The sequence below is a fragment of the Stenotrophomonas sp. P5_A9 genome, from assembly GCF_056400525.1.
The window spans coordinates 1-20,068 of sequence record NZ_JBFULC010000066.1; the positions used below are offsets into that span (position 1 = coordinate 1).

Genomic DNA, 20,068 nt, shown 5'->3' on the forward strand with positions numbered 1-20,068 from the left:
CTCCAAGGGCATGGGMGCCCAGCGCCCGACCCACCGACTGCCGCTTGAGGCGAAATAAAGGAGGARGRGGCGGCCGCAGGCCGACGCCGGSGGCGTCGCCTCCAAGGACATGGGACCCAGCGCCCGACCCACCAACCGCCGCGCGAAAAAATCCAGAGCGCGCTACGCACTAGCCACACGGAGGGAGAAGAACTTCTTGCCCCGCGGCATCGCGCCACCGGTAACCGGTGGCGCGTACCGCTTACAGCTGCTTGTCCAGACTGATCTGCACGCCGTGGTCGCGGTCCTCACCGCTGCCCACCAGCCCGCGGTAGTCCACGCGCAGGCCCCAGTCGCGACCGAAGTCGAACATCACCCCGGCGCCCAGCATCCAGCGGTTCCGGTCGAAGCCGTCCAGCGAGGTCCGGTAGAACGGCACCCCGGCCAGATCGGCGTACTGCATCGTGGCGGTGCCACTGCTGCTGAAGTCGTGCTGGTATTCCACCCGCAGCTGCGGCGTCCAGGCACCCCATGCAGCGGTCTTGCGTGTCTCGATGCGCAGGCCGGCGTTGCCGGTGCTGGTGTCCACGTCCTGGTCGCCGTAGCGCAGGGCGAACAGGTCGCTGCCCTGCTCGACATAGCGGTCGAGCGTGCCGCGCGAGGCATCCAGTCGCGCATACGGGGTGAACTGCCAGCTGCCACGGACCAGGTCGGCGCCGACAGACAGCGAACCGAACCACTGGCTGCCATCGCGACGGGCATGCACGAAGCTGCCGTCGCTGGTCACGTAGCGGCGCAGGTCGTAGTCCAGCAACTGGTGGCCCAACAGTGCATCCACGAACAGATGCTGGCCGGGGCTGTAGCTGCCGTACACCGCCAGGGTGAAGGCCTGGCCATCGCTGCGGCTGCCGTTCTCGCCCACATCGGTGCGGTCGCGACCGTAGCCCAGGCCGACGCCAAGGGCCAGGTCCTCACCGACCTGCAGGTCGCTGCCGAGGGTGACGCCGTCGGTGTTGAAGTCACCGCCGGCACTGCCGCGTCCGTTGGTCCGGCCGGTGCGGATCGTACCGCCCACCCACAGGCCGAGCGCTGCCTGCGCGCCAGTGCCGGTCGCGGCCGGCGCATCCAGCCCCGGTTCCCGATCGAACGGCTGGCGACGCTGGGCGTCGCAGTCACTGCCGGGCAGGCTGCCTACCGCCGGATCACAGCGCTGCGGCCCATAGGCCAGGCCCAGGTTGTTGCTGAAGCCGTTGCTGCGGCTGGCCCCATGCAGGCGCTGCATGCGCTGCTGGAAGTTCTCGATCTGCGAGGTCGCAAAGCGCCGCGCGGTATCGGCCTGCGCCGACAGCAGCCCGCGCACTTCCGGGTCGCGGGTCGGGTCCGGACGCTGGGTGACCTGCACGGTGTAATCGCGCGTGCCGGTGAAGCCAAGTGCATCGGTGGCGGTCACCGTGAAAGCGAACGCACCGGCTGCGGTGGGCGTGCCGGTAAGCGCGCCGGATGCGGCCAACGCCAGGCCGCCGGGCAGCGCGCCGGTGGTTACCGCGTAGGTGTACGGGGCGGTGCCACCGCTGGTGGAGAGCTGCTGCTGGTAGGCGTTGGCGAACAACCCGGCCGGCAGGGTCGACGGGGTCAGCGTCAGCACCGGCGCAGCCACGCTGAGCGTGTAAGCCTGGGTCACGGTGGCCGGGGTGCCGGTGGTGCTGTCGGTGGCGGTCACGCTGAAGGCAACCGTGCCCACCGCGGTGGGCGTCCCCGACAGGCGACCGCTGGCAGCATCCAGCGCCAGGCCCGCCGGCAGGGTGCCAGTGGTGATGGCGAAGGTGTACGGCGCTACGCCGCCGCCGGCAGCGAAGGCTACCTGGTAGGCGCTGCCCGCCGTGGTCGGGGTCAGGGCGCCGGCGGCCGGCGTCAGGCTCAGCGTGGGCGTGGCCACCTGCAGCGTGTAGTTCTGGACCACGCTGGCCGGGGTGCCGGTGGTGCTGTCGGTGACAGTGACGATCAGCGCGAAGCTGCCCGCCTGGGTCGGCGTACCCGACAACACACCGGTGCCTGTGTCGAACGCCACGCCGCTGGGCAGCGTGCCGTTCAACGCGTAGGTGTACGGTGCGACGCCGCCGGCAGCGGTGATCGGCTGCTGGTAGGCACTGCCCGCCGTGGCCGGTGACAAGGTGGCCGGGGTCACTGTCAGGGTCGGGCTGGCCACGTTCAGCACGAAGCCCTGGCCGGTGGTGAACGGACCGGTGCCGGTGCTGCTGTCGGTCGCCGAGGCCTGCAGGTTGAAGCTGCCGGCCTGGGTCGGGGTACCGCTGACGGTGACGCTGTCGACGGTGCTCGCGGTGATCGACAGGCCGGCCGGCAGGTTGGCCACCTGGTAGCCGCTGTAAGGCGCAGCGCCGCCGGACCAGGTGAAGGTCTGGCTGTAAGGCACGCCGGCCACCGCCGAGAACACGCTGTTGGCGCTGACGGTGATGGTCGGGGTGCCCACGCTGACCGTCACCGTGCCCGGCGCTGAAGTGCCGGTGCCGTTGCTGGCGGTGTAGGTGAAGCTGTCACTGCCGGCGAAGCCTGCTGCCGGCTGGTAGCTGATCGAGGTCGGGCCGGTCACCGTGGCGGTGCCGTGCAGCGGTGCGGTACCGACCGCCACTGAATTGGCCGCCCCGCCCGACAGCGCGAGCGTCACCGGCGCGGCCGGCGCACCGTAGGCCACCGAGGTGCTGACATTGCCAGCGACCGGCAGGCCATCGGCCACGGTGATCGCCATCGCGGTGCTGACCGAATACGGTGCACCCACGCCGGTGCTGCTGTCAGTGGCGGTAACGGTGAAGTTGAACGTGCCCAGCGTGGTCGGCGTCCCGCTGATCACACCGGTGCCGGCCAGGTTCAATCCCGGCGGCACGCTGCCGGCGGTGATCGCATAGGAGTACGGCGCGGTGCCGCCGCTGGCCGGGCCGACGGTGACGGTATACGGCTGGGCGAGCGTCGCCCCCGGCAGTGGGCCACCCGGCAGCACCAGCGTGGGTGCACCCACGGTGAGCACGTAGGCCTGCGCACCGGTGTAAGGACCCGGCGCGGCACTGGTATCGGTCGCGGTCACCGTGAAGGGATATGAGCCGCCAGCGGTGGGTGTACCGGAAAGCACCCCGCCCGCGCTCAGGGTCAGGCCCGGCGGCAGCGAGCCGGTGGTGACCGCATAGCTGTAGCTGCCACTGCCGCCGCTGGCGACGATGGTCTGGCTGTAGGCAACGGCGATCGCCGGAGGCGGCAGCACCGCCGGCGCGACGGTGACCGGCTGGTCATCGTTGAGCACGGTCACGATGCCCTGCGCATCGGCGAGGGTGGCATTGGTGGGTGCGGTCAGATTGACCGCGAAGGTCTCGTCGGCTTCCGGCGTGGTGTCGCCGTTGACGGTGACCGCAATGGTCTGGGTGGTCGCGCCGGGTGCGAAGGTCAGCGTGCCGCTGGCGCTGACGTAGTCGGTGGGCGCGACGGCGCTGGCATTGGCGGTGGCGTAGTTGACGGAGACCGTCTGCCCGCTGGCCGCCGACAACGTCACCGTCAGCGTGGCGGTGACCGTGCCGGCGTTGCCCTCGGTTACCGAGGTGTCATTGATCGACAGCGACGGCAGCGCATCATCATTGACGATCGTACCCAGGCCCTGCGCGTCGGCGACGGTGGCACCGGTGACGTTGCTCACATTGACCAGGAAAGTTTCGTTGGGTTCGTTGAACGTGTCGCCGTTGACCAGCACGGTGAAGGTCGCGCTGCTGCTTCCCGCCGCAATGGTCTGCCCGGTCAGTGCCTGGGCGACATAGTCGCTGCCGGCGGTGGCGGTGCCGTTGGCGGTGGCGATGTCGAAGCTGACCCCGCCCGGGCCCGCCGGCGCGTTGAGCGACACGGTGAAGGTGAACGCCGTGGTGCCGCTGTCGCCTTCATTGAGGCTGACGTCATTGATGCTCAACGCCGGCTGGTCGTCGTCAAGGATCGTGCCGGTCGCACTTGTCGGTGCGCCGACGCCATAACCGGTGCCTGCAGCCAGCGTCAGCACCACGGTCTCATTGGCTTCCACGCTGCTGTCGGCCGTGGGCGTGACGGTGATCGTCCCGCTGGTGGCCCCGGCTGCAATCGACAGCGGCGAGGACACCGCCGCGTAGTCGGTGCCGCTGGTGGCGGTACCGCCGACGGTGTAGGCGATCGACAGCGGCACTAGGCTCGGCTGGTCCAGGGTGACGGTGTAGACCAGCGGGGTGCCGCTGTCTTCGTTGACCGTGGCCGGGGACACCGTGATCGATGCCGTGGGCACATCGTCATTGAGGATCGTGCCGGTAGCGCTGGCCGGCGCACCGACGGTGTAGCCGCTGCCGGCAGCGACGGTGAGAATCACCGTTTCGTCGGCTTCCACGGTAGCGTCGGCGGTCGGGTTGATGGTGACCGTGGCAGTGGTGGCGCCCGAGGGAATGGACACCGTGGCGACGCCGCCGGTGTAATCCACGCCACTGGTCGCCGTGCCGCCGGTGGTCAGGTTGACCACGGTCGGCGAGGACAGGTTGAGGCTGCGGGTGACGGTGTAGACCAGGTTGGTCCCCCCATCCTCGCTGACGCTGGCCGGTGCCACGGCGATGCTGACGCTGGGCGCCGCGCTCACCGTCAGGGTGAAGTTCTCCACCTCGAAGTAGGTGCCGGTGCCGGTGCTGCTGTCGGTGACGCGGATGGTCACCGGATAGGTACCGGGGGCTGCCGTGGCGGTACCGCTGATCACCCCGCCTGCAGAGAGTGACAACCCGGTGGGAAGGCTGCTGGCTTCCATCGCGTAGGCGAAGGGCGCAACGCCGCCGATGGTGGTCAGCGTCTGCGAGAACGCCACGCCCTGGATGGCCGTGGCGGCGGTCGGTGACAGGGTGAGGCTGGGATTCTGCACCGTGCCGCTGTAGGTCTTGTCGGCGGTGGCCGAGGTGGCATCGGTGGCGCGCACGGTGAAGGTGTACGCGCCGCGCTGGGTGGGCGTGCCACTGATCACACCGGCGTTGACGGTGATGCCAGCCGGCGGGGTACCGGCTTGCAGCGTGAAGGTATACGGTGCAGTGCCGCCGCTGGCGCTGAGCGTCTGCGATACCGCCGTGCCGGCGGTCAGGGTGAGCGCGGCCGGTGCGACCACGATCGTGGAGTTGGCCGGGGTGATGGTGACCGCGACCCGGACAATGTCGCCATCGGTGTCGGAGAATTCGAAGACATCACTGGTGGCGGCGTCGCCGTTGTGACCGTAGTCGACGAACCAGCTGCCGCCGGTGATGCGCAGGTTGGCGGTGCCGTGCGATGGCAGCTGCGGGCCGTCCACGGCTCCCTCGCCGGCCAAGGCGATCGGATTGGCGCAGGCGGTGACGTTGATCGCCACGGTGCCGCCATTGCCCACGGTTGCCGACTGGGCCGGACAGATCGACGAGGTATGCGCGGCCCACGCGGCGCTGGACCAGCACAGCGCGGCGCAGAACAGGACGAACACGGTCGAGAAAACACGCGCGGTACGCGCGTATCGGGTACGGAGTGCCATGACCTTTCCCCCTTGGAAAGAATCCACCTGGATGCAGAACAACATCGAGGTGCGCGTCCCGTGCCGGCTGCCCCGGGAGCATGATGCTCCCGTCGTTCCTTGACGTCGCCAGCGGCAGGCATTCCACGCCTCCCCCCTTTGGCGCCATTGGAACAGAGTCCCCGTGTCGAAGAAAGGCCCCCAGCAACGGGACTTGTGAACAGCCTGAATGGCGTTCAGAGTAGCTGCGCGCCAGTCCGGCGCCGCGCTCAGCATCCAAGGGGGATCAGATGAGCGAATTCTTCATCGGCCAGATCATGATGGCCGGGTTCAATTTTGCACCCAAGTATTTCGCGCAATGCAACGGGCAATTGCTGCCCATCAACCAGAACCAGGCTTTGTTTTCACTACTGGGCGTGCAGTACGGCGGCAATGGCGTCACCACCTTCGGCCTGCCGGATATGCGCGGGCGCACGCCCGTCGCGTATGCGCTATCGGCCGATGGAGCATGGCAGCCGCCGGCCATGCAGATCGGTCAGCAGGCCGGGACCGAGAACGTGACCCTGTTGCCCACGCAGTTGCCTGCGCATGGCCACCAGGTCGTGGGCGTGGCCGCTGCCGGCGACAACCGCAACCCCACCGGGCGCACGTTCGCTGGCGGCGGCACGACCAAGCTGTATGCAGCCCAGGGTGGCGCGCTGGTTGCACAGGCACCGTCGTCGGTCGCCCCGGCAGGCAGCACCCAGCCCCATCCGAACATGCAGCCCTACGCCACGCTCAACTTCTGCATCGCGCTGCAGGGAATCTTCCCCTCCCGCAGTTGATCACGGGGCCGGCCGTTGCCGGCCATGCGTTACTCACAAGGAGCATGATCAGATGAGCGTACCTTTCGTCGGCGAAATCCGTATGTTCGGATTCAACCGCGTTCCCAGTGGATGGCTTGGCTGCAACGGCGCACTGATACCGATCGCAGAGTACGAAGTGCTCTTCGCGCTGCTAGGCACGACCTTTGGCGGTGACGGCCAGAGCACCTTCGCCGTGCCGGACATGCGCGGCCGCGTGCCGGTGCACATGGGCCAGGGCCCGGGGCTCAGCAATCGCCCGCTGGGCGTGGTGTCCGGAACCGAGTCGGTCACGCTGACCCTGCCACAGATGCCGGCCCACACCCATGCGCTGTCGGTCTCCAGCGGGGTGGCCACGCTGGAGGCGCCCGCCGCCACCGCGATACCGGGCGCCGTCAGTGGCGAGACCTTCTATGTCACCGACACCAACGGGGCGACCGCACTGGCGATGGAGGCGTTGGCCGTGACCAGCAGCGGTGGCAACCAGGCGCACGAGAACTGCATGCCCACCCTGACGGTGCAGTACTGCATCGCCTGGGCCGGCATCTTCCCGCAGCAGCCCTGACCCTTCCTTCGTTACGCCCAGAGAACCGACATGACCGAACCTTACATCGGACAGATCCAGCCGTTCGGCTTCAACTTCGCCCCTAACGGATGGGCGTTCTGCAACGGCGCTACGCTGGCGATCCAGCAGAACACCGCCCTGTTTTCGCTGCTCGGCATCCAGTACGGCGGCAACGGCACCGTCACCTTCCAGCTGCCCAACTTCAGCGCCCGCGCTGGTGGAGGGACGGGCACCGGCAACGGCCTGACCCCCCGCTCGATCGGCGACACGTTCGGCGTCTCCCAGGTGGCCTTGAGCACATTGGAAATGCCCGCACATGCGCACACGCTGACCGCGTTCGCGCAGACCGACACCAGTAAGCGCAGCGGCGTACCGGTTGCCGGTGGTGGTCTTTCCCAGCCCGGGTCCAACGCCGTCAAGCCCTTCAGCAATGCAACGCCGGACACGCCGCTGTCCCCGTCCATGCTGCTACCCAACAGCGGTGGCAACCAGCCACACAACAACCAGCAGCCCTACCTGGCGGTGAACTTCTGCATTGCCCTGCAGGGCGATTACCCTGCGTTCGACTGATGCTGCCCGCGACGCTGGCGCCGTTCCCTCCGGAGCGGCGCCCAGCGCTGGCCGGGGTCGCCGGGGACACCGGCTGGCAATGGCGCGCGCTGCGCGGCGATGACCTGCCCTGGCTGGTGCAGCTGTATGCGAGCACGCGCGAAGAGGAACTCCGGTCGGTGCCCTGGCCGGACGCTGCCAAGTGGCAGTTCCTGTCGCAGCAGTTCGTGGCCCAGCACCAGCACTACCTGGCCCAGCACCCGCGCGCGCATTACCTGGCGATCCTGCGCGAAGACCAGCCGGTGGGGCGCTTCTATGTCGATGAAGAAGGTGAGGAAGATCTCATCGTGGACATCAGCCTGCTGCCGTCATCGCGCGGCACCGGTATCGGCACGGCGGTGATCGGTTGCCAACAACAGGCCTGTGCGGGACGCGGTCGCGCGCTGCGGCTGCATGTGATGCAGCACAACCACGCTGCGTTGCGCTTGTACCAGCGGATGGGGTTTGTCGCCACCTCGGCGGCGGCGGCGGGCGAACTTTACCTGCCCATGCGCTGGGAGCCCACGCGCCGTCCCCTCAGTTGAACACGGCCTGGTACAGGAAGCCGGCACGTTCCTGCGCGATCGGCACCAGGAAGATGCCCACCTCGCCCACCCGCGCATGCCGCATCGGATAGATCTGCTGCGGAAAGACGATCGGCGCGCCATTGCGGAACAGCAGCGAGAACGGCGCACGTGCGGTATCCGCGCGCGTCTGCGGCAGTGGCCGCGCCTCGACCAGCACGAACTCCATCTGCATGCCATCGAACTCGGCGGCGAACGTCTCGTTCACGCAACCGGCAAAGTGTTCAAGCGTCAACAACTCCATGTCCCGTTCCCCAGTCACGTACCGCAGGCGTAGCGGCATCGAACATCCTCGCTGCATCGCGTGGCGCGCACAAGCGCCACGCGATGCACCGCGCGTGGATCAGGCCGCCAGCGCCGCGTCGATCGCCGCCACCAGGCGCGCATCGTCAGCCGGCACGTCCGGGGCGAAGCGGGCGATGACCTGACCATCGCGGCCCACCAGGAACTTTTCGAAGTTCCACAGCACGCCCGGCGCCGGGTTGACCACCAGCTCGGGGTACTTGGCCACCGCGCCCTGCAGCTTCTCGCGCATCGGGCCTTCGCCGGTGGCGGCCGGCTGGGCAGCGGTGAGCTGCTGGTACAGCGGATGCGTATCGGCACCGGCCACGCTGATCTTGGCGAACAGCGGGAAGCTCACGTCGTATTCCAGCTGGCAGAATTGCTGGATCTCCGCCTCGCTGCCCGGCTCCTGGGCCAGGAAGTTGTTGGCCGGGAAGCCCAGCACTTCCAGACCCGCGTCGTGCTTGTCGGCGTACAGCTTCTGCAGGCCTTCGTACTGGGGAGTCAGGCCGCACTTGGAGGCGACGTTGACCACCAGCAGCACCTTGCCGCGGTAATCGGCCAGCGAGGACGGCTGGCCTTCAATGGTGTTGACGGGGATGTCGTAGACGGTCTGGGTCACTGCAGGTTCCTTGCATTGGAAAAAGGGAGGCACGCGATGGCGATGCCATGGGAATGTCAGTCGACGCAGATCGTGCCGATCGCCACGCCGCCGTCGATGCGCTGACGGCAGCCGAAGTTCTGGCTGACATCGCGCTGGCATTGGCCGGTGGCCTTGGCGCCCGGTGCCACCTGGCCCTGCGCCAGACACTGGCCGGTGCACTCGGCTTTGGCGCTGCAGGTTTTGCCGGCATCGGGATAGGCCACCACGCACTGCACGCGCTGCAGGCGGCCCAGCGGCTGCAGCGCGCCGCCGCTGGCGGCGCAGTCGGCAGCCTGTTTGGCCGCCGTCGCGGCGGCCACCGATGCGGCGTCTTCGGGCGAGGGCGAGGTACTGGCGCAGCCGGCCAGGGCCAACAGCAGGGACAACAACAGGGTCAGGCGCATGCGGGCTTCCTTGAACGATCGGCAGATGCCATAGCATGCGCGATCACCTGCATGCATTGCATGTACGCCACGTGTCACTCCGCCGCGTCGGCCCGCTCGTCTGCCGCGCTGTCCTCGTCCTCGCCGGGGATCTCCTCCAGCAGCTCCTGGCTCTGTTCGGCGCTGAGCGACTCCACCCCGCGCAGGCGGCGTTCGATGGTGCGGGTCTTGCGGCTGGCCTCGCCGAGGCTGCGGCCGACGGTGCTGATCTGCTTCTCGGCCTTTTCGAGGATGCCGGCAAACTTGCCGAACTCGCTCTTGACCGCCCCGAGCAGGCCCCACACTTCGCTGGAGCGCTGTTCGATGGCCAACGTACGGAAGCCCATCTGCAGGCTGTTGAGCAGCGCGGTGACGGTGGTCGGTCCGGCCACCACCACCCGGTGCTCGCGCTGCAGCAGGTCGACCAGGCCGGGACGGCGGATCACTTCGGCGTACAGACCCTCGGTGGGCAGGAACATCACCGCGAAATCAGTGGTGTGCGGCGGCGCGATGTACTTGTCGCAGATCGACTTGGCCTGGATGCGGATCGCGCGTTCCAGCTGGGTGCCCTGTACGCGCACGCCGTCGACGTCGCCCTGTTCCTGCGCATCGAGCAGGCGTTCGTAGTCCTCGCGCGGAAACTTGGAATCGATCGGCAGCCACACCGGGGTGTCGTCATGCCCGCGGCCGGGCAGGCGCACGGCGATATCGACGATCTCGCCGCTGTCCGGGCGTACCTTCACCCCGCGCGCGTACTGCTCCTGGGTGAGGGTCTGCTCGAGGATGTTGTCCAGCTGCACTTCGCCCCAGCTGCCGCGGTTCTTGACGTTGGTCAGCACCCGCTTGAGGTCGCCCACGCCGGTGGCCAGCTGCTGCATTTCGCCCAGCCCGCGCTGTACCTGTTCCAGGCGGTCGGAGACCAGCTGGAACGAGGCACCCAGCCGAGCTTCCAGCGTGGTCTGCAGTTTTTCATCGACGGTGACCCGCATCTGATCGAGCTTTTCGGCGTTGTCGCTCTGCAGGCTCTTGAGCTGCTGCTCGAGCGTGGCGCGCATTTCGCCGATGCGCGTCTCGTTGCGCTGGGTCATGTCCTGCAGGCGCTGGCCCAGCGATTCGGCCAGGCGCTGCTGCGACTGTGCGGTTTCCTCGCGCCCCTTGCGCGCGTCTTCGGCCAGGGCCTGGCGCAGCGCGGCCATGTGCCCGTCGGTACGGGTGGTCAGCTCCACCAGCTGTTGGCCGAAGGCTTCAATGCGGGCCTGCTGCTGATGGCCGAAGACCTCCAGTTGTGCGCGCATGTCCTGCAGGCGCAGGGCCAGCAGTTCACCGGTGCGCTGTTGGGCCTGGGTGCCTTCCTCGCGGGCCTTGCGCGCGTCTTCGCCCAGCGCGTCGCGCAGCAGGTCCAGGCGCTGGTCGGTGCGGGTGGACAGCTCGGTCAGCGCGCGGGCGAAGGTCTCCAGCCGCGCATCCTGCTGCCGGCCCAGGCCTTCGAGCTGCTCGCGCAGTTCGCTGCGGCCCACCCGCGCCTCTTCGCGCAGGCTCTGCTCCAGGCCGCCATGCTGGGAACGCCGCAGCAGGACCACCAGCTGCAGGACAAGGACGGCACAGACCAGGCCGCCGAGAATGAGGAATTCGGTTTGCATGACGGCAAGTGTAGGCTGAGCCGGTCTCATTGGCTGCGCCGGGCGTATCCATGTTGGAGCTGCACGGTACTGCGCGATGACGACTTCGTGCTGTGGGAGTCCAACAGCATCTGCCGCTACCTGGCCACCCGCGAAGGGCGGCACGACCTCCTGCCGCAGGCACCGCAGGCACGGGCGCGGGTGGAACAGTGGATGGACTGGCAGGCCACCGATCTCAACAACGCATGGCGCTATGCGTTCATGGCCGGCGTCCGCCGGCATCCGGATTACGCAGATACGGCGGCGGCGGCATCCAGCCTCGCGCAATGGCACCGTTTGATGGGCGTGCTGGACACGCAGTTGGCGCACACCGGTGCGCACGTTGCCGGGCCCGGGTTCAGCCTGGCCGACGTGGTGCTGGGCCTGTCGACCCAGCGATGGCGCCTGACCCCGGGCGACAAACCGGCACTGCCGGCCGTGGACGCCTGGTTCGCGCGCCTGCGGCCACGTCCGGGCTTCGCCCTGCACGTGGACAACGGCGTGCCCTGACAGCCCTCAGAGGTGGGTGAACACCTGTTCGCGCGGCAGCCGCGACTTGGGCAGGTCGGCGTTGAAGTTGGCCTCGCTGCCGTAGCCCAGCGCCACCAGCACCACGCTGGTCAGGCCGCGTTCGCGCAGGCCCAGCTCGGCATCCAGCACCGCGGCATCGAAGCCTTCCATCGGGGTGGCGTCCACGCCATGCACGCCGGCAGCCAGCAACAGCGTGCCCAACGCCAGGTACGTCTGCTTCTGCATCCAGTGCTCCACATCGCCCAGCGTATGCCGGTGCAGGTCCACGAAGTGGTGCAGTGCGCCGCGCTGGCCCTCGCGCGCTTCGTCGCTGGGGTAACGGCCATCGGCGGTTTCCTGTTCGATTATCTGCGCCAGGTAGGCATCGTCGATGCCGGTGCGGGTGGCGAACACGATCACGTGCGAGGCGTCGGTGATCTTGGCCGTGTTGAACGGCTGGTGGGGCTGGGTGGCACGGGCGATGCGCGCACGCGCCGCATCACTGGCAGCCACCAGGAAATGCCAGGGCTGCGAATTCACCGACGAGGGCGCGTGGTGCAGCACGTCGAGCAGATCGTGCAGCACCGCTGGCGGCAGCGCGCGAGTGGGGTCGTAGGCCTTGGTGGTGTGGCGGCGGCGCGCCACCGGTGCGAGGGTCATGTGGATCGGTTCCGTGGGGGATACAGGGGTGCGGGGTGCAGGGGGACTCAGAAGCCTTCGAGGACCAGCTTGCCGCGCGCGCGCTGGCTCTCGATCAGTGCATGGGCCTGGCGCAGGTTGGCGGCATTGATGCGGCCGTAGTGCTCGCCCAGGGTGGTGCGCAGCACGCCGGCATCGACCAGCGCGGCGACACGTTCGAGCAGGTCGTGCTGACGCTGCAGGTCCGGGGTGTTGAAGCTGGAGCGGGTGAACATCGACTCCCAGTGCAGCGACAGGCTCTTGCGCTTGAGCGCCATCACATCCAGCTGGCCCGGATCGTCGATCAGCGCCAGCCGGCCCTGCGGCGCCAGCACGGCCACAATCTGGTCGTAGTGCTGGTCGGTGTGGGTGAGGCTGGCCACGTGCGCGACGGCGTCGATGCCCAGACGCTGCAGGCCATCGGAAAGCGGCTGCGAATGATCGATCACATGGTGGGCGCCCAACGCATACACCCAGTCCTGGGTCTCCGGACGCGACGCGGTGCCGATGACGGTCAGCTGCGTCAGCTGACGCGCCAACTGGATCAGGATCGAACCCACGCCACCGGCGGCGCCGATCACCAGCAGGGTCTGGCCTTGGCCACCGCCCTCGGGGATGCACAGCCGATCGAACAGCAGCTCCCAGGCGGTGATCGCGGTCAGCGGCAATGCCGCAGCGGCGGCATCGTCCAGGCTGGCCGGCTTGTGCCCGACGATGCGCTCATCCACCAGCTGGTACTCGGCATTGCTGCCCGGACGGCCGATCGCCCCGGCGTAGAACACCGCATCGCCGGGCTGGAACAGGCTGACCTCGCTGCCAATCGCGTCCACGATCCCGACCGCATCCCAGCCGAGCACGCGCGGTTCGTCCACGGCCACGCCGTTGCGCACCTTGGTATCGACCGGGTTGACCGAGATCGCCCGTACTTCCACGCGCAGGTCACGCGGGCCGGGGCTGGGGATCGGCAGGGTAATGTCCTGCAGCGCGCGCGGGTCGCTGATCGGCAGGCCGTGCTGGGTATAGGCGATTGCTTTCATCGAGGGCAAGTCCGTTCGGGAAGACCCACAGCCTGCGCTTCACCCCGGCCGGCAGAAAGGCGCAAAATCGGGCAGCACTTTCACTGCAGGAATGAAAATGGTCCGCATCGACGACCTGGGGCTGTTCGTGCGTACGGCGGCGCTGGGCAGCTTCTCCAATGCCGCCCGCGAGGCCGACCTGCTGCCCGGCCAGGTCGCCGCGGCCGTGGCGCGGCTGGAACGCGAGCTGGATCTGCGCCTGTTCGTGCGCTCCACCCGCAGCCTGCGCCTGACCGCCGAAGGCGCGCTGTACCTGCCCTATGCGCAGGAGGTGCTGGCCACCCTGAGCGAAGGCCAGGCGCGGGTGCGGGGCGAGGACGCCGAGCTGCGCGGCGTGCTGCAGGTGGCCGCGCCGTCGGACCTGGGCCGCAACGTGCTGCTGCCGTGGTTGAGCGAATTCCGCGCGGCGCATCCCAGGCTGCAGCTACGCCTGCACCTGTCCGACCAGGTTGCCGATGTGTTCCGCGACCCGGTCGACATCGCTTTCCGGCTCGGTCGCTTCGACAACGCCAGCTACGTCGCCCTGCCGTTGCTGCCGGGCAACCGCCGGGTACTGGCGGCCTCTCCCGATTACCTGGCCCGGCACGGCGCGCCAGCCACCCTGGAGGCGCTCAAGGACCACCACTGTCTGCTCTACCAGCTGGCCGGCCGCGCCTACGACCGCTGGAACTTCGAGGTTGATGGCCGCCGGGTGGTGGTGCCGGTGCGCAGCAACATGGTCTGCGACGATGCCGATGTGGTGCGGCGCTGGGCCGTGGCCGGCGAAGGCATCGTGTTCAAGTCCTGGCTGGATGTGTGCGGGGATGTCCGCGCCGGCCGCCTGCAGGTGCTGCTCGGTGGCGCCGGCGACAGCCTGCCGTTGAACCTGGTGTGCCCGCATCGCAAGCAGTTCTCCCCGGCCATCCGGCAGCTGCATGCGATGTTCGAACAACGCCTGCAACCGCTGCTGAAGGATCTGCCCCGCCTGCCCGGCTGACGCTATCGGTGGACCGGGCCGTGCCGGACAATGGCGCACCCCCGTAGTCGAGTCGCCGCCATGCCGTGGATGGGCATCCAGGACCTGTGGACCTTTGTCGCTGCCGTGCTGGTGTTCCTGGCATTGCCGGGCCCGGGTACGTTCACCCTGCTCACCGCGACCGGTCGCGGCGGGGTACGCGGCGGTTACACCGCGCTGTTCGGTCTGCTGCTGGGCGACCAGATCCTGATGTGGCTGGCGGTGGCGGGCGTGGCCGCGCTGCTCAAGGCCAACCCGCTGGTGTTCCACGCGGTGCAGTACCTGGGCGCGGCCTACCTGGTGTGGATCGGCATCGGCCTGCTGCGCCGGCCCCGCAGCAGCGGCGAGGAAGGCGGCATCCGCCTGCAACCGGGCCACTACTTCCGCCAGGCCGTGCTCATCAATCTGCTCAACCCGAAAGCGATCATCTTCTACATGGCGTTCCTGCCGTTGTTCATCGATCCGGCGCGGCACCAGGGCGTGGCAACGTTCGCGACCATGGCGGTGATCATCTTCGTGCTGGGGCTGGCGTACTGCTCGGTGCTGATCGGAGTAGGCAACCTGTTGCGTCGTAGGATTCTCCAGCATCCGCGTGTAGGGCTTTTGCTGAGACGGGTTGCCGGCATCTTCCTGGTCGGGTTTGGCGTGCGCCTCGGCGTCAGTGGCTGAGGCGCTGCCCTGCGTAGCGATGCGCGGCGTGGCGGATGGCGTGGGCAGAAACGCGAATAGGTAGCATCATCCAAGCAAGATCTTTCAATCGATAACTTGAGATTCCGCGTGACGCCCTCGGGGTGTCCAATCGGTGCCAACGGTCGCGGTCACCGCGTCCACGCGGAGATCCGATGTCCCCGGTGTATTTCGTCCAGCACGTATCCGGCCACGATGAGCGCCTGCTCGGCATGGCCACCGGCCGCATCGATCTGGGCCATCCGGCGGTCGGTCGCATCCTCGCCGGCCTGCAGCCGCTGGACCGGATCGATCTGCGCACCTCCCGCTTCGACTGCCACGCCAGCCTGGTGCTGGCCCTGCGCCGACACATCGACCATGCCGAACGCATCGCCAACGGCTGGCGCCTGTTCGATGCCGACGGCAGGCTGCGCTGCAAGCGTTTCCCGGGCGATGCGCAGGTGATGTTTCCGCATGGGCTGCCCGATGGCGACCACTGGCTGCGAACGCTGCTCCAGCCCGGCTCGCCGGCGCGCTCGGACTGAGCGGGTCAGCGCGCGTGCATGGCCTGCCGCAGGTGATCGATGAACACCCGCAGCTTGGGCGCCATCTGCTCGCGCGCCGGGTAGTACAGGTGGAAACCGGCAAACGGCTGCTGCCAGTCCTGCAGTACGCATTGCAGCCGTCCGGCGGCGAGGTCATCGGCAAACAGCGCCTCGAATCCCTGTGCCATGCCCAGCCCGGCGCGCACCGCGGCATGGATCAGGCCGGCATCGTTGAAGACCAGCCGCCCCGCCACCTCGACCTCCACGTCGCGCCCCTCGCGGGTGAACTCCCAGGGCATCCGGCGGCCCGTGCTGAGCCGGTGCACGATGCACTCGTGGGCGACCAGTTCGGCCGGCGTGGCGGGCACGCCGTGGCGGGCAAGGTAGGCCGGCGTGGCCACCACCACCTGGCGCTCGAGTGGCCCGATCGGCAACGCGATCATGTCGCGGGCCAGGCTCTCGCCCAGCCGGATCCCGGCATCGAAGCCGCCGGCAACCAGATCGGCCAGCGCCGGCTCCACGAACAGTTCCACCTCCACCTGCGGGTACAAGGTGAGAAAACCGGGCAGGTGCGGCAGTACCAGCAGCTCGGCGGCGATGCGCGGCACATTGATGCGCAGCTTGCCCGCCGGGACATCGCGCACGCTGTCCAGCGCGTCGAAGGCGGCATCGATCTGGGCCAATCCCACCCGCACCCCCTCCAGGAAGCGCGCCCCGTGTTCGGTGAGACCCACGCGGCGCGTGGTCCGGTGCAGCAACCGCACGCCCATGCCCGCCTCCAACGCGCGCACGGTCTGGGAGAGCGCCGACGGCGACACGCCGAGCTCGTCGGCGGCGCGGGTGAAGCTGGCATGGTGGGCGACGCGGGCGAAGGCGACCACCGCCGGCAGGGGACGCTGGGGATTCATTGTGAAGCCTGGCTTCAAGGAAGATGCAGGAGCAGCCAGTTTATCCACATGGTCCACGGGAGGATGCTGGGCACCCGGCGACCTCCCATGCCATCTGCATAACGGGCGCCGGACCAGTCCTGTTTCCCTTCCCCGGAGCTTCCCCATGCAGACCCGCACCCTTGGCCGCCACGGCCCCACCGTTTCCGCACTCGGCCTGGGGTGCATGGGCATGAGCGCCTTCTACGGCGGGCGCGGCAGTGACGCAGACGCCATCGCGGTGATCCATCGTGCGCTGGAACGCGGCGTGACCCTGCTCGATACCGCCGACATGTACGGCCCGCACACCAACGAGGTGCTGGTCGGCAAGGCAATCGCCGATCGCCGCGACCAGGTTTTCCTGGCCACCAAGTTCGGGATCAAGCAGGAACCCAGCGACAGCGCCGCACGCAGTGTCGATGGTCGCCCGGAGTATGTGATCGCCGCCTGCGAGGCCAGCCTGCAGCGACTGGGCGTGGACCACATCGACCTGTACTACCAGCACCGCGTGGACGCCAGCGTGCCGATCGAAGACACCGTCGGCGCGATGGCGCGGCTGGTCGAGCAGGGCAAGGTGCGCTTCCTCGGGCTGTCCGAAGCGTCGGCGGCCACCATCCGGCGCGCCCATGCGGTACATCCGATCACCGCCGTGCAGACCGAGTTCTCGCTGTGGTCGCGCGATCCGCAGGACAACGGCGTGCTGGAGACCGTGCGCGAGCTGGATATTGGCTTCGTGCCCTACTCGCCGCTGGGCCGTGGCTTCCTCACCGGCGCCATCCGCAGCCTGGCCGACGTCGATGCAGACGACTACCGCCGCCAGTCGCCGCGCTTCCAGGGCGACAACTTCAACCGCAATCTGGCGCTGGTCGATGCGGTCACCGCGATGGCACGCAGCAAGGGCATCACCCCGGGGCAACTGGCCCTGGCCTGGGTGCTGGCGCAGGGTGAGGACCTGGTGCCGATCCCCGGCACCAAGCGGATCGCCTACCTGGAAGAAAACCTCGGCGCGCTGCAGGTGCAGTTGAGTGCGGCGGAGCTGGCGCAGATCGACGCGATCTTCCCGGCCAACGCCGCCGCCGGCCAACGCTACGCGGCAGCGGCGATGGCGATCTTGAATCGCTGAGGGTGCGCCCACCCGCCCCGGCAATACACCGGGGCGGATGGGGGACAATGGCGCGCCCTTCGCCCGAACGGACCTCCACCATGCGCTGGCTTGCCCTGCTCCCCCTGCTGCTGGGCGTCGCCCCAGCCCACGCCGATGAGGTCCGCTGCCTGACCGGCGGCAACGCCGACCAGATCCACTTGGAGTGGAAGCTGCCCGAGGGCGACACCGGCGCAACACCGGTGAGCTTCGTGCGCTACGCCGGCAAGACCCAATGGCTGCGCCTGACCCGGCTGTCCAACGAAGGCAGCGAGATGGCCGAAGGCCGTCCCTGGCAGTTCGACGCGGTGTGGGAAGAGCACCTGGACGGCAAGGTGACCGGGCAGTACGCGATCACCACCCAGGGTGCACGCATTTACGGCTTCGATTACACCAACGCGCGCAACGGGCGGCAGACGCGCTTCAGCGAAGACATCGGTGCGATGACCGACAGCGGCTGCCACTGGGACTGACCGGGTGTCGGCCACGTTTGTGCCGGTTTCGTCACCCCAATCCCAGTCAGGTGCACAGCGCGCCCACGTGGGACGCTTGGCAGTAGTAATGCTGCACCGCGTTCGGTAAAACTCGCAGACTTGTCGTTAACAGTCATCCACCGCGAGGCCCCATGTCACTGCTCCGGCGCAAGTCCCTTGACCAAGTCACCGTCCATGAAGCCGGCAGGCGACTGGTTCCGACCCTGAGCTGGCCGCACCTGATCGCCTTGGGTATCGGTGCGATCGTGGGCACCGGCATCTACACCCTGATCGGGGTGGGCGCCAACCTGGCCGGCCCGGCCGTGCTGATCTCCTTTGCCATCGCCGGTGCGGTCTGCGCGTGTGCGGCGCTGTCCTATGCCGAACTGGCCACGATGATGCCGGCGGCCGGCAGCGCCTACACCTACAGTTACGCCGCGCTCGGCGAGACGGTGGCGTGGGTGGTGGGCTGGAGCCTGATCCTGGAGTACTCGCTGGTGGTGAGCACGGTGGCGGTCGGCTGGTCCGGCTACGCGGTCGGCTTCCTGCATGGCTGGGGCATCGACCTGCCGTTGACGCTGACCGCCGGGCCGCACGTGGAAGGCGGCTTCATCAACCTGCCGGCGGTGCTGATCACCTTCGTGGTGGCCGGCATGCTGATGGCCGGCACCAAGGAAAGCGCCACCCTCAACGCGATCCTGGTGGTGGTCAAGATCATCGCGCTGACCGTGTTCGTGGCCATTGCCCTGCCGCACTTCGACACCGGCCACATGGAGCCGTTCATGCCGTTCGGCTTCGCCAAGTCGGTGGGTGCCGATGGCGTCGAGCATGGCGTAATGGCTGCCGCGGCGATCATCTTCTTCGCGTTCTACGGCTTCGATGCGATCTCCACCGCCGCCGAAGAGACCAAGAAGCCCGACCGCGACCTGGCAATCGGCATCATCGGCTCGATGGTCGGCTGCACCATCATCTACGTGCTGGTGGCGCTGGCTGCCGTCGGCGCGATGAGCTACACGATCTTCGGCCAGAGCGCCGAGCCGCTGGCGCTGATCCTGCGCGAGCTGGGCAGCCCGGGCGCGGCCAAGTGGATCGGCGCGGCGGCGGTGATCGCGCTGCCGACGGTGCTGCTGGCCTTCCTGTACGGGCAGAGCCGCATCTTCTTCGTCATGTCGCGCGATGGCCTGCTGCCGCGCGGGCTGTCCAAGGTCAGCGCGCGCACCGGCACGCCGATTGCGACCACGCTGTTCACCGCGGTGCTGGTCGCCGCGCTGGCCGGCGTGGCCCGCCTGGATGAAATTGCCGCACTGGCCAACGCCGGCACGCTGGCCGCGTTCACCGCGGTGGGCCTGTGCCTGGTGGTGCTGCGCAAGCGCGAGCCGAACCGCGTGCGCAAGTTCCGCACTCCGCTGGCCTATGTGGTCGGTCCGCTGGCGGTGATCGGCTGCGTGTACCTGTTCTTCAGCCTGCCGAGCAAGACCCAGCTGTATTTCCTGGCCTGGAACATCCTGGGCCTGGTCGCCTACTTCGCCTACGGGCGTCGCAATGCGGTGCTGGGCAAGCAATGAGGCATCGCGCCGTCTGACCTTCGGGGCGGCACGTCGGTAGGAAAAGGCAGGCCCAAGGGCCTGCCTTTTTCTTTGGTTCTTCCCCCATCTGAGGGGAGCGTCTTGCTGCACGGGCCGTCGCAGCGTGAGCACGACGCTACGCGGGCGGCCGGGTGTGCAGGCCGCTGGGATGGGCTGGCGTCTCCGATCGGGCTGGTCGCGAGCGTGTGGGCCCCGTAGCAGCCGGTAGGCCCCTGGCGCAAATGTCCCCCGGCCGCGGAGCGGCCTCCTCCTTTATTTTGCCCAGGGGCCTACCGGCCGCTAAGGGGCTCGGCTTGCGGTGAGCATGCCGAAGCCAGGCTGTTTCTGACGTTGGTCGGTGGGTCGGGCGCTGGGTTCCCATGCCCTTGGAGGCGAAATAAAGG

General features: G+C 68.3%; 18 protein-coding genes and 1 pseudogene. 11 read left to right on the top strand and 8 right to left on the bottom strand.

Annotated features, from left to right (window positions below):
- Positions 1–241 precede the first annotated feature (241 nt).
- Complete coding sequence (locus AC1DR7_RS17085) at positions 242–5,527, bottom strand: putative Ig domain-containing protein (RefSeq protein WP_478052967.1); 5,286 nt, start codon at positions 5,525–5,527, stop codon at positions 242–244.
- Positions 5,528–5,796: 269 nt separating this feature from the next.
- Here AC1DR7_RS17085 and AC1DR7_RS17090 point away from each other — a divergent pair, with 269 nt between their 5' ends.
- The 4 genes from AC1DR7_RS17090 to AC1DR7_RS17105 are packed head-to-tail and all read left to right on the top strand — an operon-like array spanning position 5,797 to position 8,046.
- Complete coding sequence (locus AC1DR7_RS17090) at positions 5,797–6,330, top strand: phage tail protein (protein ID WP_457318835.1); 534 nt, start codon at positions 5,797–5,799, stop codon at positions 6,328–6,330.
- 52 nt (positions 6,331–6,382) lie between these two features.
- Positions 6,383–6,913: a phage tail protein gene (locus AC1DR7_RS17095; RefSeq protein ID WP_256776113.1), complete on the top strand. Its 531-nt coding sequence runs from the start codon at positions 6,383–6,385 to the stop codon at positions 6,911–6,913.
- Between the two features lie 30 nt (positions 6,914–6,943).
- Complete coding sequence (locus tag AC1DR7_RS17100; RefSeq protein WP_256776112.1) at positions 6,944–7,483, top strand: phage tail protein; 540 nt, start codon at positions 6,944–6,946, stop codon at positions 7,481–7,483.
- Entirely contained in the window at positions 7,483–8,046 is a 564-nt protein-coding gene (locus tag AC1DR7_RS17105; protein WP_457318838.1) for a GNAT family N-acetyltransferase, read from the top strand. The genes AC1DR7_RS17100 and AC1DR7_RS17105 overlap by 1 nt, the downstream gene beginning before the upstream one ends.
- Here AC1DR7_RS17105 and AC1DR7_RS17110 read toward each other — a convergent pair.
- From AC1DR7_RS17110 to AC1DR7_RS17125, 4 genes are all read right to left on the bottom strand, one after another.
- The gene (locus AC1DR7_RS17110) at positions 8,039–8,329 is read right to left on the bottom strand and encodes a DUF6916 family protein (RefSeq protein ID WP_256776110.1); all 291 of its coding nucleotides are present in this window, start codon (positions 8,327–8,329) and stop codon (positions 8,039–8,041) included. The genes AC1DR7_RS17105 and AC1DR7_RS17110 overlap by 8 nt on opposite strands.
- Positions 8,330–8,428: 99 nt before the next feature.
- Entirely contained in the window at positions 8,429–8,989 is a 561-nt protein-coding gene (locus AC1DR7_RS17115; RefSeq protein ID WP_457318841.1) for a glutathione peroxidase, read from the bottom strand.
- A 56-nt stretch (positions 8,990–9,045) separates the two neighbouring features.
- A complete protein-coding gene (locus tag AC1DR7_RS17120; protein WP_256776108.1) occupies positions 9,046–9,414 on the bottom strand; it encodes a hypothetical protein in 369 nt (122 codons plus the stop codon).
- 74 nt (positions 9,415–9,488) lie between these two features.
- A complete protein-coding gene (locus tag AC1DR7_RS17125; RefSeq protein ID WP_457318843.1) occupies positions 9,489–11,072 on the bottom strand; it encodes a DNA recombination protein RmuC in 1,584 nt (527 codons plus the stop codon).
- A 15-nt stretch (positions 11,073–11,087) separates the two neighbouring features.
- On the opposite strand from AC1DR7_RS17125, the gene AC1DR7_RS17130 reads away from it, so the two are divergent.
- A complete protein-coding gene (locus AC1DR7_RS17130) occupies positions 11,088–11,600 on the top strand; it encodes a glutathione binding-like protein (protein ID WP_478052969.1) in 513 nt (170 codons plus the stop codon).
- Positions 11,601–11,606: 6 nt separating this feature from the next.
- On the opposite strand, the gene nfsB is transcribed toward AC1DR7_RS17130, so the two are convergent.
- The gene (nfsB, locus tag AC1DR7_RS17135; RefSeq protein ID WP_457318847.1) at positions 11,607–12,260 is read right to left on the bottom strand and encodes an oxygen-insensitive NAD(P)H nitroreductase; all 654 of its coding nucleotides are present in this window, start codon (positions 12,258–12,260) and stop codon (positions 11,607–11,609) included.
- A 47-nt stretch (positions 12,261–12,307) separates the two neighbouring features.
- On the bottom strand, positions 12,308–13,315 hold the full coding sequence (locus AC1DR7_RS17140; protein WP_457318849.1) for a zinc-binding alcohol dehydrogenase family protein: 1,008 nt from the start codon (positions 13,313–13,315) through the stop codon (positions 12,308–12,310).
- A gap of 91 nt (positions 13,316–13,406) precedes the next feature.
- Between AC1DR7_RS17140 and AC1DR7_RS17145 the strand changes: the two are divergent.
- The 3 genes and pseudogenes from AC1DR7_RS17145 (at position 13,407) to AC1DR7_RS17155 (ending at position 15,559) form a co-directional block, all read left to right on the top strand.
- Positions 13,407–14,377: pseudogene (locus AC1DR7_RS17145) on the top strand (LysR family transcriptional regulator).
- A 13-nt stretch (positions 14,378–14,390) separates the two neighbouring features.
- A complete protein-coding gene (gene leuE, locus AC1DR7_RS17150; RefSeq protein ID WP_256776102.1) occupies positions 14,391–15,017 on the top strand; it encodes a leucine efflux protein LeuE in 627 nt (208 codons plus the stop codon).
- 173 nt (positions 15,018–15,190) lie between these two features.
- Entirely contained in the window at positions 15,191–15,559 is a 369-nt protein-coding gene (locus AC1DR7_RS17155; RefSeq protein ID WP_256776101.1) for a hypothetical protein, read from the top strand.
- Positions 15,560–15,564: 5 nt separating this feature from the next.
- Here AC1DR7_RS17155 and AC1DR7_RS17160 read toward each other — a convergent pair whose 3' ends face one another.
- Complete coding sequence (locus AC1DR7_RS17160) at positions 15,565–16,467, bottom strand: LysR family transcriptional regulator (RefSeq protein WP_457318088.1); 903 nt, start codon at positions 16,465–16,467, stop codon at positions 15,565–15,567.
- A gap of 145 nt (positions 16,468–16,612) precedes the next feature.
- Between AC1DR7_RS17160 and AC1DR7_RS17165 the strand changes: the two genes are divergently transcribed.
- The 3 genes from AC1DR7_RS17165 (at position 16,613) to AC1DR7_RS17175 (ending at position 19,664) form a co-directional block, all read left to right on the top strand.
- On the top strand, positions 16,613–17,608 hold the full coding sequence (locus tag AC1DR7_RS17165) for an aldo/keto reductase (RefSeq protein WP_457318089.1): 996 nt from the start codon (positions 16,613–16,615) through the stop codon (positions 17,606–17,608).
- A gap of 47 nt (positions 17,609–17,655) precedes the next feature.
- Positions 17,656–18,099: a hypothetical protein gene (locus tag AC1DR7_RS17170; protein WP_478052968.1), complete on the top strand. Its 444-nt coding sequence runs from the start codon at positions 17,656–17,658 to the stop codon at positions 18,097–18,099.
- 152 nt (positions 18,100–18,251) lie between these two features.
- Positions 18,252–19,664, top strand: coding sequence for an amino acid permease (locus AC1DR7_RS17175; protein WP_256776097.1), 1,413 nt, complete (start codon positions 18,252–18,254; stop codon positions 19,662–19,664).
- Positions 19,665–20,068: the final 404 nt, after the last annotated feature.